This is a genomic window from Winogradskyella aurantia, assembly GCF_002266855.1.
Lineage (GTDB): Bacteria > Bacteroidota > Bacteroidia > Flavobacteriales > Flavobacteriaceae > Winogradskyella > Winogradskyella aurantia.
Map to the genome: position 1 here is coordinate 461,337 of NZ_NGJN01000001.1, position 18,250 is coordinate 479,586.

Consider the following 18,250-nt stretch of genomic DNA (forward strand, 5'->3'; position numbering starts at 1 on the left):
ATTAAAAATATCTTGGTGAACGAGAAACACGTCTAGAGAAGTTAAGATCAAATAACAACATAATCTCATGAGATGCAGGAGCAAACGCATTGATGTCTGATGTTACCGCATCATAGGCATATCCAATGCGCACCGATGGCGTAACAGCAAAATTCACCAGACCAGAGAAAGAATCGTCTAGTCTGTACGAAGCACCAATTTCAAATTTTCTAAAGAATCTCGCATTAAGGTTTACGTCAAACGATGTTGGAGCACCAAAAGCAGATTTAACCATAAAAGAGGGTTTAAGTTCTGTATTAGGAGACAAGTCAAACACATAGCCACCAGTTAAAAAATAATGCTGTGTTTCTGAGCCAATTTTATTACCGTTGGCATCCAAGTGTACAGATTCTAACATATTCGGAACGGAAAACGATACATAATATTTATCGGTATAGTAGAAAAAGCCAGCACCAAGATTTGGCGTTGTTTCATTGATATCTTGAAAGAACGGGTCATTAGGATCAACAAGGTCTATGCCAGCCAAACCGATGTCATGAAAAGTTGCACCCGCTTTAATACCAAAGGCTAAACGATGCTCACCGCCTAATCTTAAGGTATAAGAGACATCTACATAGGTGTTGGTTTCCCTCACTGGTCCTAATTGGTCTGCTATAACAGATAAACCCAATCCAAGATTGTTTCCAAGTGGTGAATGGCCAAAAAAGGTACCTGTTTCAGGTGCGCCATCAATACGAGACCATTGATTTCTATATAAAAGCCCAAAGGAAAGACCTTCTCTAGATCCAGCATAGGCTGGATTAATGATATTCATATTATACATGTACTGCGTGTACTGTGGGTCTTGTTGTCCTTGCATTTGCAATGCCAAAAGGAGGACCGCTATTATAGAGAGTTTTTTCATTTGTATAATTTGATTCTGTTAATTGATTATCTATTTATATAAATCCAACCAGTTTTGGTTTTATTACCACCTTGATATATCATACTGTAGAAATATGTACCTACAGGTAACTCGTCACCGTCATTGGTCTGACCTACCCATTCATCTTTATAGTTATCCTTAGAATACACAAGGGTTCCATACCTATTAAAAATTTCTAGACGGCTTACGTCAAAAAATCTCAGGTCAAACGTATCATTTTGGCCAACGGAAACCCCAGGGGAAATTCCTTGAGGAATAACACAGTTGTCAAACTCCACAACCGTAACGTCTTCTAAGACATAAGGACAGCCTGTCGCAATTTCTATAATAATAGCAGTATAATCGCCAGGTTCAGAAACCTCAATAGAGAGAGCGTTTTCACCATCTACGGTCACACCATCACGTAACCATTCAACGGTAATTTCTTGAGGCGTAATGCCATTAGGAACTGCTGTTAAAACTATACCTGAACCAGATTCAGGGCACCACAAAAATTCACCAGTTTCATCATTGTAATAAAAGACATCGGTTGAGATACTCGCACTAAATGCAGCAGGGGTAACGATGAGCTCAACTTCGGATAATTCACGGCAACCTAAGAATCCATCGTTAAGGGCATCGGTGTCTTCAATTCTGATGACCAATACTTCACCATCAGTCCCCGTATACGGTGAACTCACTGGATTTATGGCCTGATTAGCGTCATCTACACTAGTGTAGTAACTGACTGTGAAATCAGTTCCAAACCCAAGAGATTCGGTTAAAGCATCTAAATCGAAATCACCTATACCGTCTCCACCCGTTATATCACACGCAGAAATACTTTGAGGGTCTACATTTCCAGGATCATCGTAAAAGTTAATCTCAACCAAGGCGGAAAGGTATATTTCACTTTGGTCGCAAATACCACCTAAGACCTGTACTTGATAAGTTCCAGATTCTGTAGCTGTATAGGTTGAAGATGTTGCGCCATCTATAGCAAAGCCATCCAAATACCATATGTATTGATCAACATCATAGAAAGTAGTTGCCTCGAGAGCGACGCTGTCAAAACCACAGTAATTCAAAACCTCATCTGGCACCCCTAACTCTGGGTTATCATCTTCAATCGGTGCACCCTCAACTTCCATAGTTACGTCACACACAACTTGACAATTAGTACCATCAGTAGGGCCTGAATCTTGAGTGAATGTATAAGTTCCTGGCTGCTGTGAAAAGTTAGTTATCAGAATAATATAAATAGAATTGGCAGGAACGTTATTCAAATTAATCGTTTCAGAGGCCGTGGCAGAAAAACTACAGTCTGCAATATTTTCTGGTATCAATCCTAAACAGCCGTCTTGCTGGTCAAGAAAAGGCCCCCAAATAATAAAATCGATATCTAATGGGACACCTGTTTCACTAACTTGGTCCAAACTAAATTGGTAATCACCCGCTTCATCAAACAATACAGTATTCCACTGCGGATCTGGTTGCGAGCCCAAACAGTCGTAGTCTAAATACGGAGGCGCAACCTGATCACCAACTACACTTGGGTACTGTATGTCTGGATCTGCACATATTGGCAGTGCGTCCAAACAGAAGGTAGGCTCACCAAGCGTACTTATACATAAATCGAAATTTGAAGTTTCATCATCAGAACCTCCGGAAAAGACTCTCACATAATAGGTATTACCTATAGTTAATGCCGGGGTTAAGCTAAAGTCATCCGTAGAACAATAAATTTCTGATAAGTTGTCGCAGGTACCTTCATAAAGTCCATGGTCTAAGTTGAAGGTTCCTCCGGTAATATTTAGAATTTGAATAATCTGTTGCTCCCCTAAAGCGACAAACTCAAACCAGACATCATCGTCTGGGTCACCAGTACAGCTTCCCGATGGCACACCAGATGGTGTTGCCGCTAAAATAGTACCCGGTGTTGTTACCGCACATGATTCATCATCATTAACCGATGCGACAATAGCGCCACATGGATTATCATTATCTGGAGGACAAGCCAATAATTGGAAGGGCTGGCTATTGATAACACAATTACCATCTTGATCATTACTAATTGTAACAATAATATCTTGTAGGAATGGAAATGGACCTACTTGATAAGTGCCAGGTGCAGTTACATTATCTATCGTGTCTCCATTAATGTTATTTGAAATGGTAAGGGATGTTGCGTCACCAAGGTCGGTTACGTTGACATCTATTAAAAATTGTTCGCCGTTGTCACAATCATCAATGATAGTGTACGTAGCTTGAGGGTTAATACAGGTAGCACAAGACACTGTGTAATTAATGCCAGTATTCATGGGTGCAGATCCACCTGCACAACTAAAGATACCATCAGAATTTACATAAAACGAAATTGTATCTCCAAATGATTGAAAGCTAAGGCCACCAATATTACCACCATTACCGTAATTGTCGTCAGCTGGAGCAAAACCAGGGAAAGGAGTTCCATCAGAGTCTAGTACAACGAGTTCATCCCAGCCATCCTCAACAAAACCTGAGTTAAAGTTTAAATTTAGTGGAGTCCCATCATTACTGGTAAAGGTAAATATGACAGGGTTCGTGGCACCGTCATCATCGTAACAATAATCCTGTGTTACGGGACCTCCATTTGTACAATCCAAAACGAAATCTGTTTGAATATCAGTTGTAAAGTTCAGTGGTCCAGCCCAAGAGCTGTTACCCGAAGTACAATTCGCTAAAATATACACTTCATAATCAGTGGATGGTGATAAGTTCGTTTCGCTTATAGTGGTTGTTGTAACGGTAGTTCCAGGACCTGTTGGAACACCTGTACCTGCCGGTTGTATCACATATTCCCAAGAGGTTTCACCGTTGTTACCAATCCAAGAAATATCGGCTGAAGTAGCAGTAATATTCGAGGCATTTAAGCTGCTTGGAGCAATACAAAAGGTACCACAAGTCTCTACTCTCATAAAGTCAATAGACATATCACCTTCAAAACCACCTGTTCCTGTATGACTGAACTCTATATAAATAGTTTGGCCTAAATACGCATCAAGGTTAATTCCAATCGGCACCCAGTCCTGAGCACCAGAAGTTTGAAACTCACCAATCCAAGTAAACAATGTTGTGAATGGGCCAGAGGGGGAGTTTGCAACACCAACATTCAAGGTGCCCATATCCGCGCCAAAGGCATGCATATAAAATGATAATTCGGCACCATCAGATGCAGCAGAAAGATCAATTGCTGGACTCACGGCAGAAGCCGTATTCGTAGTGCCACCAGATGACTCGTAATTCATATAGTTAGCACCACTAAAAGCATTATCTGGTCCTGTTCCAAAAGATCCTGAAGCTCCGGGAATTTCCCAGAATCCGTCTTGATTGGTATTGGTAATATCTCCAGTCCATCCATCGAAGGTATCAAATTCAGCAGTATAAATAAAAGATGAACTTCCTGAACCGCAGGTCACACCTACTGGTGGTGGTGGTGGGGTATTTTCGGTTGTAAATTCAATAGGTCCTTCCCAATTGCTAAAATCTGTTGTGCTACATACCGCCCGGACATAAACTTCATAGGCTGTACTTGAACTTAATGGGCTAGCCGTGTAAGGATTGGTAGTAGTACTTGTACCATTTCCTGTTGGAACGCCCGTGCCTACTGGCTGTACAACAACTTCCCACTCTGTTTCCGAGCCTCCAGCGTTCCAGCTGATTTCGGCAGAAGTGTCTGTGATGTTCGCTACGGCAATATTCGTAACGACTGGGCATGTTGGTGGCGTTTCTGACCTAAGTGTTGGGGAATCAAAACAAAATCCCCATTCAAAGCCGGCACCACCACCTGGGCCATCATCATAAAAGGCTAATCTATATCTAAAGCCAGAAAGCTGTGTCGCTGTAAAGCCTGCAATATTTAATTGTGTACTCGTAAAGGCATCCTTTGCAGGTGTACAAAAATTATCAGTTGGAACATTTGCACTTTCCTCAAATACTTCCCAACTTAACCAAGTACTAGAATCAGCATCCCAATATTCAATCCGCAACACATCGCCAAGAGCATTATAAACATAATCTACGTCCATAAATATCCACGTCTCAGCGGCCGTAAATGCAGCGGATAAATCAATGACGGGAGATTCCGCAAAGATATCGTCATCACTGCCAAAACCAGCATCATCATCATCAAAAGCAAAATTACTTGTTACCGTTGGATCAGCCTCAAATGCCGTTGGATCAGTATTATAGGTCCCAGTGACTTGCCAATTGGCATTTGGCCAATTTGCAGGTTGGTTTAAAACTTGTGCGCTAAGTGAAATATATGAGCACAAAAGCAATAAAGTGAGCGTAACTTTTTTCATTAGTTATTAGTTTGTTAAAAATTATATATCCTTTATAATCAAATTATTATAAAGGATTAATTTTAATTAATATTTTTTTGAGGCTATACAAGGCTTCAAGAAATAAAATCGTAGGTTTTCTTAATAGCAAGTCGAATATATAAAAAATGGCTATTAACAGGATATTAACAATACTATAATAGATTAAGTACCGTATTTATCGACAAATGACTAATTCCTATTTCATGGATGTTTTAACTCCATATATACGGGAAAATGATCGCTATAACCACCCTTATAGTGCTTGCCAACATAGGTTCTAAAAGGCTGTCCTTTATACTTACCATCGTATTGGGTTAGAAACCTGTCGTCAAATACTGCAGCATTGTTATAAACTAAAGCTGATTTTTCACTGTTGAGGAAATTTGTTGAGCATAAGATTTGATCGAACAAATGCCACTCAAAGTTATGACTTAAGCTACCCGCATCTCTTGACCAAACTGTTTTGAATGGGTTGTACAGCTGACTTTTTGCTTCCATCAGCTTTATACTTTTATTATCTGGATTATCGTTAAAATCGCCCATAACAATAATTTTAGCATCGTCATTGTTGGATTTGATATCTTGAATTATAGTATTTACTGCAGTAGCTGCAGCCAAGCGTTTATGTGCTGTTTCTTTTTCACCCTCGCGCCGAGATGACCAATGATTTACGAGTATGTTTAAGGTTTCATTTTTTAATTCGCCTTCAACCAAAAGAATGTCCCTAGTATAATCGCGCTGGCCAAGGTCATCCTCAAGATAAACAGGGAACGATTGCGAGTAATTCAATTTGAACACTTCTTTTTTATATAATAACGCCACGTCAATACCGCGCTCATCAGGTGAATCATAATGTATAAAGTCATAATTCTCCTTTTCTAAGGGTTTCACACGTATAAGGTCTGTCAGTACCTTTTTGTTTTCAACTTCCGCAAGGCCAACTAGGGTAGGAGCCGTATTTAAATTTTCAGGGCCAATCTGAGAAATAGCGTGCCCTATTTTATTTAGCTTATTAGTGTATCTTTTCGTAGTCCAACGTTTTTTGGAAAAAGGTAAGAAATCATTGTCGTCCGCAGTTGTGTTGTCGAACGGATCAAATAGGTTTTCTATATTGTAAAACGCTATGGTTATTACATTGGCTGTACTGTTCATGGCCATAAATATATAATTTTAAAACAGGATGCTTAAAAAGCGATTTACTTAACTTTGTACTTTATTTGATGTATGATAGAAAAAAAGAATATAGCTTTAGAAACAGTTGTGCTGATTGGGATAATAACCCAAGACCAAGATGAAGCAAAATCTAAGGAATATTTGGATGAGCTGGAGTTTTTAACCTTTACGGCTGGTGGTGAGGTCATTAAACGGTTTACCCAAAAAATGACCATGCCCAATCCTAAAACTTTTATCGGCACCGGTAAAATGAATGAAGTGCACGAATATGTTAAAGAGCATGAGGTAGGTACAGTAATTTTTGATGACGAACTGTCTCCTGCCCAAGAGCGAAATATTAGTAAGATCTTAAAGTGTAAAATTTTAGATCGTACCAATCTTATTCTAGACATTTTTGCGCAACGTGCCAAGACCAGTTATGCAAGAACACAAGTAGAATTGGCACAATGTGAGTATTTGCTACCAAGACTTAAGGGTATGTGGACGCATTTGGAACGACAAAAAGGGGGTATTGGAATGCGTGGTCCTGGTGAGACCGAGATTGAAACCGATAGACGTATTGTTAGGGATAAAATTGCTTTACTTAAGGAAAAAATTAAGACTATCGATAAGCAAATGGCCGTTCAGCGTGGCAATCGCGGTAAAATGGTTAGAGTGGCCCTTGTGGGTTATACCAACGTAGGTAAGTCTACACTTATGAATGTTATTAGTAAGAGCGAAGTGTTTGCGGAAAATAAATTGTTTGCCACTTTAGACACCACTGTAAGAAAGGTAGTCATTGGAAATCTTCCTTTTTTGGTTAGTGATACTGTAGGTTTTATAAGAAAATTACCCACACAGCTGGTAGAATCCTTTAAGAGTACCTTAGATGAGGTCCGAGAAGCAGATCTTTTGCTGCATGTTGTTGATATTTCCCATTCTAATTTTGAAGAACACATTGCTTCGGTAAATCAGATTTTAGAGGAAATAGGAGCGAGGGATAAGCCAACGATCATGGTGTTTAATAAAATCGATGCCTATGTTCCAGAACCTTTCGATGAAGAGGCAGAGGGTCAAGAAACATATAGAGCCAGTTATACCATTGAAGACTGGAAGAATACATGGATGGCAAAGATTGGTGATAAGGCTTTGTTCATTTCGGCATTAAATAAAGAGAATTTAGATGAATTTAGAAAACGCGTCTATGAAGAAGTCAGGGAAATTCATATAACACGGTTTCCATACAATCATTTCCTGTATCCAGACGTTGAAGATATAGAATAATCAAGTCATATTCTATTAATGGATTCTCACCAATTGTATTTAACGTCTTGGCTTAAAAAAAGGTTCAAAAACAAATGGATAAAGGCAGTGGTCATACTTCTCGCCTCTGTTTGTTTATTTATCGTTGGACTTTACATAAGTATTTATTTAGGACTTTTTGGAGAGTTGCCCTCAAAAAAAGATTTGAGTTCCATTAAACAAGAGCAAGCCACGCAATTGTTAGATCAACATGAAAGGTTAATCGGCAAATACTATATCTACGATAGACAGCCCGTAGCATTTGAAGATTTCCCACAACACCTAATCAATGCCCTTGTAGCCACGGAAGATAGTAGATTTTATAAACACGACGGTATTGATAACATGAGTTTAATACGCGTATTTGTAAAAAATTTAATTTTTCAAGATAAATCGGCAGGAGGAGGCAGCACTATAACGCTTCAGCTTGCAAAGAATTTGTACGGAAGGGAAGATTATATGTTGTTTAGCATGCTTATTAATAAATTTAAAGAATCTATTATTGCTAAGCGTTTAGAAGCAATTTATATCAAAGAAGAGATTCTAACGCTTTATCTTAATACTGTACCTTTTTCAGATAACACATATGGTATAGAAAGCGCATCGCTTAAGTTCTTCAATAAATCAGCAAAGGAGCTATCAATAACAGAAGCTGCTACATTGGTTGGGACATTAAAAGCCAACACTTACTTCAACCCAAGAACACATGCAGAACGAAGCAAGAAACGACGAAATGTAGTATTGCATCAAATGGTCAATAACGGGTATCTTTCAAAAGACTCTTTAAACTTTTACACCACCCAAGATTTAAAATTAGATTATCATTCTTTTAATCATGATTTAGGTATTGCACCTTACTTTAGAGAAGAAGTAAAACAGCAACTGGAAGCTATATTAGATTCTATAAAAACACCAGAGGGTAAATTCTATAATCTTTATAAGGACGGTTTAGTAGTGCATACAACGCTAGATGTTACGATGCAAAGTATGGCAGAGGCAGCCATGAAGGAACACCTCACCAAATTACAGAGCGATTTTGAGGCGTCTTATGGTAATAATTCTCCTTGGAATCTTAGCTCTGAAGTGCTTAAATCTGCTATAACTAATTTACCCATCGTTAAGCAATATAAAGAACAAGGTTTAACGGATGCACAACTAATGGATTCATTGCGAATTAAACGCCCCGTAGCATTATTTGACTGGAATGACAATATAATTAGAAACGTATCCATTCTCGATAGTTTGAAGCATTATTTAAAGTTTTTAAACATAGGCATGTTGTCTATTGAACCTTCTACCGGAGCGGTAAGAACTTATATTGGAGGTATAGATTATAGATATTTTAAATACGATCATATTTCGCAGAGTGAAAGACAAGTTGGCTCAACGTTTAAGCCTTTTGTCTATACGGCTGCAATTGAAGATGGTTTAAAACCGTGCACTTACTTTGCCTTAGACAAAATAACGTACACGGATTACGATGACTGGACACCAACCAACTCGGGTAATGCGGAACAAGACCCTTATATTAATTATACTTTGGAAAAGGCGCTGAGCAACTCCGTTAATACCATATCGGTAAAAGTATTAAATGAAGTGGGCATAGCTAAAGTTTTAGAACAAGCTAAAAAATTAGGAATTTCAAAAGAACTACCAAACGAGCCTTCTCTAGCTTTAGGTACTGCTGAAATAAACTTAGGCGAATTAACAGGAGCCTATGCCAGTTATGTGAATAAAAGTAGGGCTGTAAAGCCCTATTATATAACTAAAATAGAAGACAAATACGGAAATGTTATAGCAAGCTTTGAACCAAAGGTTTCTAGGAAAGAAGCTTACAGTCAATATACAAGGCAGGTAATGCTGGAAATGATGAAATCTACAGTAGATAGGGGGACAGCATCTCGGCTGAGAAACACCTATGGATTAACGAATGCTATTGCGGGTAAAACAGGTACAACCCAAAACAATAAAGACGGCTGGTTTGTTGGTCTAACTCCAAACTTAGTCACCGTGACCTGGGTTGGTAATGACAACCATTCTGTTGGATTCAAAACTACAAGAATGGGACAAGGAGCAAATTCAGCCTTACCTATTTTTGCTAAATTCTATCAAAAATTAAATCGCAGTGATGAATTTAGTGCTATCACTAAAGCAAAATTTGAAAATGCTTCAGAAGATGTTTTAAAGGATCTAGATTGTAAACCTACAAAACGCGATGGTTTTATAAAAAGGCTATTTAAGAAAAGAAATAAACAGAAAAAATTCAATTAAAAAACCCCGCTAAAAGGATAAGCAGGGTTTTTATGTTTTAAAACGGGATGTCTCAGAATTTATAGCTTAGTCCAAAAGTCCAGAAGGATTGCAGTTTGTTGTCCACATTATCAAAATTAGGCTCAGTGCCCGTGCCATCCCAATTATCTAAGGCAAAATTAACCGCCTCTTGGTTGTTGTCTCTCAGACCAAAATCAAATCCTAAACCAATATTTTTCCAAAGGGTATATCCAAATGAGTTTGTCCAAGTCCAGTTAGAAAGATTTGCATCTTCATAACTTTGAAATAAAGAGAGATTAGATTTAATATTTAGCTTACCAATGGTTTTGGTATAATCCGCTACAATTTTAGCACCAAGAGAAGAGTCAAAAACGGTATCGCCACTAGAGAAAACAAAGTTGTAGTTTAAAGGGTGGATAACAACAGTTAAGTCTGCGTTTGGCGTCCAAGTTAAACCAACACCCAAATCCAGATAGCCAGGGTCATTAAAATTGTCAATAATGGTTGAACGGTATTCACCAAAAGTAGATAATGCCCAAGATTTGCTTAGCCTGTAACCATAAAGGGACGAAATGTTAAACACATCTGTGGTGGATCTAAAGCTATCATCGTCATTAGGGTCATCTTTATCATCTAACTTTACCCAATTTAAATTTAAGGTCAAGGCGTTTTTCCAGAAATACTTGTCTTCAATTTTATTGGCATAAGCGTTTACAGTAAAGCCTATGTTTCCAGCCTCGTTATTAGGAGTACCTTGGGCATACCAATTATTAAAATTAGATAAGCTACCACCAATGGTTCCAAAAGCACCTATTCGCCAACCTGGCAGGGCGTCAATGATTGCCTGAATAGAGTCTGCTTGTGCCTGATATTTATCGACCTCTGCTTTTTTCTCTGCTTTTTGGGCCAATAGCTCTTCTTTGGTTTGTGAAAAGCTAAAACTAAATACCGTAATCAGCAATACGGATAGAAGTAATTTTTTAAGCATATGCAATTAGTATTAAGTTGATTATAACGTTTGTTGAGCGCAAATATAAGTTTTTATTTATTTCCTTTTATATAAAGGCACAGATGAGCAAGCCTCACCAAACATTACCGATTTTGCTATAGGTTTAAGGCGTTGAGATAAAAGTACTAAGGCGTTTGAAGGTACTGGCTTATGGGAACAGCCTTTAATGATCACTGGCATATCCCTATATATTTCAATATTAAGATTTGAAATAATTGAGCTGAAAATAATAGACTCTAAATGCTCTAAAGACCCAATAGCTGAAAGTTTAGCGTAGTCTTCTAATTTCATGGAAATAAGCATATAGGCCCAATCTGGCACAATAGCATCCGTTGAGCAATATAATGCCACATAGCCATCTTTATATTGAGACCAATCATGTTCAGCAACAAAAGCTCTAAAGTCTTTTTCCCTCAGCACAAGCCCTTCAAACAACCAATCTTTGATGTCGAGCGAAAAACGTGGTCCTTCGGGGTAATAATCTTCTAAATCAATTACCTTCAGTTTGCTATTGGCAACCCTATTAATTATTTCTTCTGCCATAATTTATCTAACTGCATATCGTCTTAAACCGTAATTGGTTTCATTATGCTCTATATGTTTTAAGTAAATTTTACTTCCATTTAGTATAGGTTCGACCATTTCTGAACGGTGCAAGCGTTCATAAGTATCGATAGCAATGGAATGTCTTTTGTCTAAATATTCAAAAAGATGAATAGATTCAATTTTTGAAGTCCAACCTCCTGTTATTCTCCCTTCAAATACTTTTGATTTTGAACCACTTCCGTAAGCAATAAAGCCAACTGTTGAACTAGAGAGGTCTTCATTGCGACGAAAAGCATCAGCTAACACACTTAGTAGAGACATAAATATGGATGCGGTATACATATTCCCAATTTCTGAAGAGGCAAGTTCGCCTGAGCTAATCTTATTTTTGATAAATCCACTATATAATTGAGATTTGTAGGCTTTTTTTAACCACTCTTTGTCTTCAATAGTTTCTTGTTTGCCGATTTCCAATTCTAATGTCTCGAGGTTTGGAGTTCCTTTTATCCAAGCAAGCCAGTTGTTAAATATAATTCTTCTACCGTGATAGGCGTATGGAAGATGAAAAACAATTTTATCCCACCTGTCTATAAAAACAGTTGGTTTTTGTTGATTAAAATGTGATAGTGCTTCGGTAATTCTATCTTCATAGCAGGCATTTGAAAATTGGCCATCAAAGACGGGCTCTTCCTTGAACACCTCTACTACCGCACTTGTATCACTCCAAAATTGTGAATTTGTCTTTGCAACGAATTCGTTTATTTTTTCCTCCGTTACTTCAAGATTCAGGGTTTCAAAAACAGACTGTAATATCTCAGTTTTGCTAAAGGAGCGCCTTGGTTTAAAGAAATCGCCTTCGCTTTTTGAGGCGACACCCCAAATGTCATTAATTTCTATAATGGACGGTTCGTGGCTCACCAAAACAGCTACAGCCCCGGCACCTTGTGTATATTCACCTGTTGAATTTAAATCGTATTTGGATAAGTCTGATGCAATAACCACGGCTTTTCTTGACGAATCCTGCTTTACCCAGTCTAGGCTATTGTGTAAGGCATCAACGGCACCCACACATGCAAAGGTCATATCCAAGATATCACAGTGCTTAAAACTGCGCGTGCCGTATTTCTCCTGCAATTGCTTTTCTACAATTTCAACGGCATAGGTTGCGGTTGGCTTAGAGCCATCAATAGCGCTTTCCGTGCCTAAATAAACCCGTCCAATATCATTTGGGTTAATGTCATTTTGATTAATAAGATTAAGTAAGGCATTTGCGGCAAAGGTTGCAGCATCTTCTCCAACATTTGGTATAGCCATTTTTTTTAAACCTAAGCCTTTTTGCAGTTTTTCAGGGATTATTCCTCTAGCCTCAGCCAAATCTTTTATGGGCACATACAGCGGGGGGACATAAAATGCTATTGAATCTATTCCTACACTAGTCATATCCCAAATTATAACATACCTAACTCCAGCTTGGCTTCCTCACTCATTAAGTCCTGTGACCAAGGTGGATCAAATGTAATTTCTACCTCAGCATCTTTAATTTCATTAATAGACTTTACTTTTTCTTCTACTTCAAGCGGAAGAGTTTCTGCAACAGGGCAGTTTGGAGAGGTTAAGGTCATTAATATTTTTACTTCAGAATCTTCATTTACGAAAACATCGTAAATAAGACCGAGTTCATAGATATCAACAGGAATTTCAGGATCGAAAATGGTTTTTAAGACCCTTACAATTTTATCTCCTAATACATTTGTGTCTATAGTGGTATCGCTCATATTAATTCAATTGTGTTTGGTACGCAATAGCATACATTTTTAGTTGCTTTATCATACTCACCAATCCGTTGGCGCGCGTCGGTGACAGATGCTCTTTAAGGCCAATTTGGTCAATGAAGTCCGTGTTGGCTTCTATAATGGCTTTTGGATGTTGGTTTGAGAAAACCCGAATGAGAATCGCTATAATGCCTTTGGTAATTATAGCGTCGCTATCAGCGGTAAATTTTACTTTATCATCGTCCATATCCGCATGAACCCAGACTTTACTCTGGCAACCTTTAATGATATGGTCCTCAGTTTTAAATTTTGGGTCAATTAAAGGCAAACTTTTGCCTAGGTCAATCATATATTGGTAACGATCTTCCCAATTGTCGAACATAGAAAATTCATCTATTATATCCTTTTGTACGTCTTCAATCGTCATAGCAGTAATTATTTTAAACAAAGTTACAAAATAGCTACTGTTTAGACACACTTTCCTTAATAGATAATATCTTGGTAACCAGCGCTTCAATTTCCTTGGGAGGATATCCGTGATCAAAAGTGGGCGTAGTGATTTCTTTTGTACCATGTATAATGGTGAGACTAGCATGCGGTGCCGCATCGTAATGACGTTTATCCGTAGGTGCAACTAGATTCTGAAAGGCATCCTCGTCAACCTCACCAAGTAACTTGGAAAGACTATCCCAGTCTGCTTTGGTGTTCGGATATTTTTGAATTTGCTCAAAATTTCGGTCTTGTGTTATTTTTATGTCCTCTTCAGAGATGTAGATATATTCAAAAAAACCTCTTGTCGATGCCCTGTAGGCTAAAGCAACCTTATTATTGATGGTGTCATTGCCCTTGGTTATATCTTCATTTGACATGCTGCTAGGTGTATCTGATTTTGACGAGTGTCTTTTGACTGAATTACAAGATGCAACAACCACAACAAGGGCCAAAATGCTCATAATAACTTTCATAAATCAGGTTTTAAAAGTAAAACTATTGTCTTTTTATATCTAAAGGTATGCCAAAATGAAAAAGACATAAAATGTGGCCTTCTTTAAACGCTCAGGGTAACGATACTGGAAATGGTTTGCAAAGTAAGGCTGAACGGAGAGCTATTAAGATAGCATCATAATGGCTTTTTTAAGGGCAGCGATAAATACATCTATTTCTTCTTTTGTATTGTAAAACATAAAAGAGGCTCTTATTGTACCAGGGATTTGGTAATAATCCATTATAGGTTGTGCGCAATGGTGTCCGGTTCTAACCGCAATACCCATTTTATCTAATATGGTCCCAATATCGTACGGGTGTATATTGCCAACATTGAATGAAATTACAGAGGTTTTTTCTTTAGCGGTACCATAAATTTTCATTCCCTCAATTTCTGACAATTTCCCGGTCGCATAACTGAGTAATTCTTGCTCGTATTTGGCAATAGCATTAAAACCTATAGCATTCATATAATCCAATGCAGCACCAAAAGCAATACCACCACAAACGTTTGGGGTACCTGCTTCAAATTTGTGCGGTAAGTCTGCGTAAGACGTTTTCTCAAAAGTAACCTCAGCAATCATCTCACCACCACCTTGATAGGGAGGAAGCGCTTTTAACCACTTTTCTTTACCGTAAAGCATGCCAATGCCCGTTGGGCCACAAATTTTGTGAGCAGAACAGACGTAAAAATCGACGTTTAATTTTTGAACATCTGGTTTTAAATGCGGACAGGATTGAGCACCATCAACTAAAACAGCCGCCCCATAAGCATGTGCTTTTTCAATTATATACTCTATAGGATTTATGGTGCCTAAGGCATTTGAAATATGGTTTACAAAAACCAGCTTTGTATTTTCATTTAAAAGTGCATCAAATTCAGAAAGAATTAATTCACCCGCTTCATTCATTGGAATTACCTTTAATTCAGCACCTGTGCGCTCGCAGAGCATTTGCCAAGGAACAATATTGCTGTGGTGTTCTAGTGCAGAAACCAGAATCTCATCACCAACTTTTAAAAGAGACGAAAAACCACTCGCTACCAAATTAATGCCATGGGTTGTACCAGACGTAAATATAATTTCATGGGAATGAGCTGCATTGAAATGTTTTTGGATTTTTTGTCGAGATTGTTCATAAGCATCTGTAGCCTCCTGACTTAAGCTATGAACGCCTCTATGAATATTAGCGTTGTAATTAGAGTAGTAGTCTACAATTACATCAATGACCTGTTGAGGCGTCTGTGACGTTGCGGCATTATCAAAATACACCAAAGGTTTTCCATTGATCTTGCGTTTAAGAATAGGAAAATCTTTTCTTATGGTTTCTACGTCAAATGCGGCATGCTCTTTTACTAGGTTCATTTATAAATTAAATCCAATATTAACGCCTAACTTCTGGGCAATTATTTTAGTAATTCTATTTTTTATTTCAGGAATTGTAACGGTCTCCAGTACGTTATTGCTAAAACCGAACATCAGTAAGGCTCTAGCTTCTTTCTTCGGGATGCCTCGAGACCTTAAATAAAACATGGCGCTCTCGTCAAGTTGTCCAATAGTACAACCATGAGAACACTTTACATCATCTGCAAAAATCTCCAATTGAGGTTTAGTATTGATACTGGCTTTGTCGCTTATTAAGATGTTATTATTCGCCTGAAATGCATTTGTTTTTTGAGCTTCTTTTTCAACGACAACCTTTCCATTAAATACACCAGTAGCATTATCATCAAAAATACCTTTGTAATCTTGATGGCTCTCACAGTTGGGCTCTATGTGATGCACAAGCGTATTGTGGTCTACATGCTGCTTATTCCCAATAATGGTAATCCCTTTCATAGTAGAATCGATACGCTCACCATTCTGGAAGAAACTGACATTATTGCGTGTTAATTTTCCACCGAAGGAGAAGGTGTGTAACTTAGCCACACTTTCCCGTTTTTGGTTGATGAAGGTATTGTCAATCAAAGACGCTGTTTGTCTGTCGTTCTGTATTTTATAATAATCTACAATGGCTCTTTTGTTAGCAAAAACTTCTGTGACACTATTAGTCAGTACCGGATTATCCGTTAAACTCTGATGGCGTTCAATAATTTGAACATGTGCATTTTCATCAACTACAATAAGGTTTCTAGGTTGTAACAATAAAGCCGATTCATCGCCTGTTGAAAAATGTAAAATCTGAATGGGTTTTTCAACCACCTTGTTTTTTGGAATATGAATGTAAGCGCCCTCAGCGGAAAATGCTGTGTTTAGGGATGATAACCCATCCTTTGCGGCAATTTTATTGAAGTAATTGTCAATGACTAGCCTATACTTAGGCTTTGTTAGCGCAGCAGACATTAAACATACATCTATACCATCATGCGTAGTCTGAGACAAATGTGAAGAATACTTACCATCTACAAATATGATTTTGTATGAATCAATATCATGGATAAAATACTTCTTCACCTCACCGTAATCCAGAGCCTTTTCATGCTTTGGAAATACACTATAGTCATACTTTAAAATGGAGTTTAAGGATGTATATTTCCAAGCTTCCTGACGTTTAGTCGGAAAGCCTTCAATTTCAAAGTTCTTTATGGCCTGTGTCCTAATATCGTGTATTGGAGACTCTATATTCACAGTGTCTTCAAATGCCATGAAGCAGGATACTAATTTATCTTTTAATTCCATTTGTTGCCTCTTTGGACACTGAGGTTCTCAAGGTGTCCTATTTCAATTGAGTTTTGTTTTAAGTCATTTAAAGAACCTCAATGACCAAACTAAAATCAATTATGCGTTTACTTCTTCTTTAATCCAATCGTAACCTTTAGCTTCTAACTCGTGCGCTAATTCCTTAGGCCCCGATTTTACTATACGTCCATTGTGTAGCACATGGACATAGTCTGGAATAATATAATCTAATAACCTTTGGTAATGCGTGATTACAATTACGGCATTATCCTTAGATTTAAGCTTATTTACTCCATTAGCTACAATACGCAGCGCATCAATATCTAAACCAGAATCTGTTTCGTCAAGTATTGCTAATTTTGGCTCTAACATGGCCATTTGAAATATCTCGTTGCGCTTTTTCTCACCTCCGGAGAAGCCGTCATTAAGGGAACGCGACAAAAATTTACGGTCAATTTCTAATAGCTCAGCTTTTTCTCTTATCATTTTCAACATTTCATTAGCCGGCATATCGTCAAGACCTTTCGCTTTCCGAGTTTCATTTATGGCAGTCTTCATAAAGTTGGTCACACTCACCCCAGGTATTTCTACGGGGTATTGAAAAGACAGAAAGATACCTCTGTGAGCACGCTCATCTGGACCTAGCTCATCGATATTTTCGCCGTTCAAGAGGATTTCACCTTCCTCAACGTCGTAATCCTCTTTTCCTGCTATGACTGAGGCCAAGGTGCTTTTACCGGAACCGTTAGGTCCCATGATAGCGTGAACCTCACCTGGTTTTACGCTAAGGTTAATACCTCTTAATATAGCTTTGTCTTCAACACTTGCGTGTAAGTTTTTTATCTCTAACATGATTTTAATTTGCTAATTTTATTACGTCGTCTCTATTTTTTGAAGGCGCCTCCACCTTTAATATATCTTTAATCTCTACGCGGTATGGCCAGCCCTCTTCATCCTTAGGCTTTTCAAATTTGCGTACCCTAACCGTTACCGGCACCATATCTGTATCTTCCGTTTTGAAGGGTTTAACCTGTTCAGCTAGAGTGTGCATATTTTTATCGATTACCACACCATAGATATCGTTCTTAGTTTGAAGTACCGCAGCGTCCGCATAGTATACAAACTCCCCTTTCATCGTGATTAACCCATCATTTTGGCTATAGGATTTATCCCTAGATTCTTCAAGGCTGGTAGCTTGGTTTTGCTCATTTTTGCAGGCCATCACTAACAAACACAGGATAAAAATGATATTGATTTTTCTCATTGTA

Annotated in this window: 15 protein-coding genes; 2 read left to right on the forward strand and 13 right to left on the reverse strand. The window is 38.1% G+C overall.

Annotated elements, in window-relative coordinates:
- Nucleotide 1: 1 nt before the first annotated feature.
- The 3 genes from CA834_RS02155 to CA834_RS02165 all read right to left on the reverse strand — a co-directional run bounded on the left by CA834_RS02155 (nucleotide 2) and on the right by CA834_RS02165 (nucleotide 6,420).
- Nucleotides 2-904, reverse strand: a complete 903-nt coding sequence (locus tag CA834_RS02155) for a PorP/SprF family type IX secretion system membrane protein (RefSeq protein ID WP_094967014.1) — start codon at nucleotides 902-904, stop codon at nucleotides 2-4.
- Nucleotides 905-930: 26 nt separating this feature from the next.
- On the reverse strand, nucleotides 931-5,247 hold the full coding sequence (locus CA834_RS02160) for a T9SS type B sorting domain-containing protein (RefSeq protein WP_094967015.1): 4,317 nt from the start codon (nucleotides 5,245-5,247) through the stop codon (nucleotides 931-933).
- A 222-nt stretch (nucleotides 5,248-5,469) separates the two neighbouring features.
- Nucleotides 5,470-6,420: an endonuclease/exonuclease/phosphatase family protein gene (locus CA834_RS02165; RefSeq protein WP_094967239.1), complete on the reverse strand. Its 951-nt coding sequence runs from the start codon at nucleotides 6,418-6,420 to the stop codon at nucleotides 5,470-5,472.
- 72 nt (nucleotides 6,421-6,492) lie between these two features.
- Between CA834_RS02165 and hflX the strand changes: the two genes are divergently transcribed.
- Both hflX and CA834_RS02175 read left to right on the forward strand, forming a co-directional pair.
- Entirely contained in the window at nucleotides 6,493-7,704 is a 1,212-nt protein-coding gene (gene hflX, locus CA834_RS02170; protein WP_094967016.1) for a GTPase HflX, read from the forward strand.
- Between the two features lie 18 nt (nucleotides 7,705-7,722).
- Nucleotides 7,723-9,993, forward strand: coding sequence for a penicillin-binding protein 1A (locus tag CA834_RS02175; protein WP_094967017.1), 2,271 nt, complete (start codon nucleotides 7,723-7,725; stop codon nucleotides 9,991-9,993).
- A 52-nt stretch (nucleotides 9,994-10,045) separates the two neighbouring features.
- Here the strand turns inward: CA834_RS02175 and CA834_RS02180 are convergent, their stop codons facing one another.
- The 10 genes from CA834_RS02180 to CA834_RS02225 all read right to left on the reverse strand — a co-directional run bounded on the left by CA834_RS02180 (nucleotide 10,046) and on the right by CA834_RS02225 (nucleotide 18,246).
- Complete coding sequence (locus CA834_RS02180; RefSeq protein ID WP_094967018.1) at nucleotides 10,046-10,981, reverse strand: DUF3078 domain-containing protein; 936 nt, start codon at nucleotides 10,979-10,981, stop codon at nucleotides 10,046-10,048.
- Nucleotides 10,982-11,038: 57 nt separating this feature from the next.
- A complete protein-coding gene (locus tag CA834_RS02185) occupies nucleotides 11,039-11,545 on the reverse strand; it encodes a DUF2480 family protein (RefSeq protein WP_094967019.1) in 507 nt (168 codons plus the stop codon).
- A gap of 3 nt (nucleotides 11,546-11,548) precedes the next feature.
- The gene (locus tag CA834_RS02190; RefSeq protein ID WP_094967020.1) at nucleotides 11,549-12,988 is read right to left on the reverse strand and encodes a hydroxymethylglutaryl-CoA synthase family protein; all 1,440 of its coding nucleotides are present in this window, start codon (nucleotides 12,986-12,988) and stop codon (nucleotides 11,549-11,551) included.
- Between the two features lie 8 nt (nucleotides 12,989-12,996).
- Nucleotides 12,997-13,323 (reverse strand): DUF59 domain-containing protein, encoded by a 327-nt coding sequence (locus CA834_RS02195; protein ID WP_094967021.1) that lies wholly within the window; start codon nucleotides 13,321-13,323, stop codon nucleotides 12,997-12,999.
- Between the two features lies 1 nt (nucleotide 13,324).
- The gene (locus CA834_RS02200; protein WP_094967022.1) at nucleotides 13,325-13,747 is read right to left on the reverse strand and encodes a SufE family protein; all 423 of its coding nucleotides are present in this window, start codon (nucleotides 13,745-13,747) and stop codon (nucleotides 13,325-13,327) included.
- Nucleotides 13,748-13,781: 34 nt separating this feature from the next.
- Complete coding sequence (locus tag CA834_RS02205) at nucleotides 13,782-14,285, reverse strand: hypothetical protein (RefSeq protein WP_094967023.1); 504 nt, start codon at nucleotides 14,283-14,285, stop codon at nucleotides 13,782-13,784.
- A gap of 144 nt (nucleotides 14,286-14,429) precedes the next feature.
- Nucleotides 14,430-15,668, reverse strand: a complete 1,239-nt coding sequence (locus CA834_RS02210; protein WP_094967024.1) for an aminotransferase class V-fold PLP-dependent enzyme — start codon at nucleotides 15,666-15,668, stop codon at nucleotides 14,430-14,432.
- Nucleotides 15,669-16,982 (reverse strand): Fe-S cluster assembly protein SufD, encoded by a 1,314-nt coding sequence (sufD, locus tag CA834_RS02215; RefSeq protein ID WP_094967025.1) that lies wholly within the window; start codon nucleotides 16,980-16,982, stop codon nucleotides 15,669-15,671.
- Between the two features lie 99 nt (nucleotides 16,983-17,081).
- Nucleotides 17,082-17,834: a Fe-S cluster assembly ATPase SufC gene (gene sufC, locus CA834_RS02220; RefSeq protein ID WP_094967026.1), complete on the reverse strand. Its 753-nt coding sequence runs from the start codon at nucleotides 17,832-17,834 to the stop codon at nucleotides 17,082-17,084.
- A 4-nt stretch (nucleotides 17,835-17,838) separates the two neighbouring features.
- Nucleotides 17,839-18,246, reverse strand: a complete 408-nt coding sequence (locus CA834_RS02225; RefSeq protein ID WP_094967027.1) for a hypothetical protein — start codon at nucleotides 18,244-18,246, stop codon at nucleotides 17,839-17,841.
- Nucleotides 18,247-18,250 lie beyond the last annotated feature (4 nt).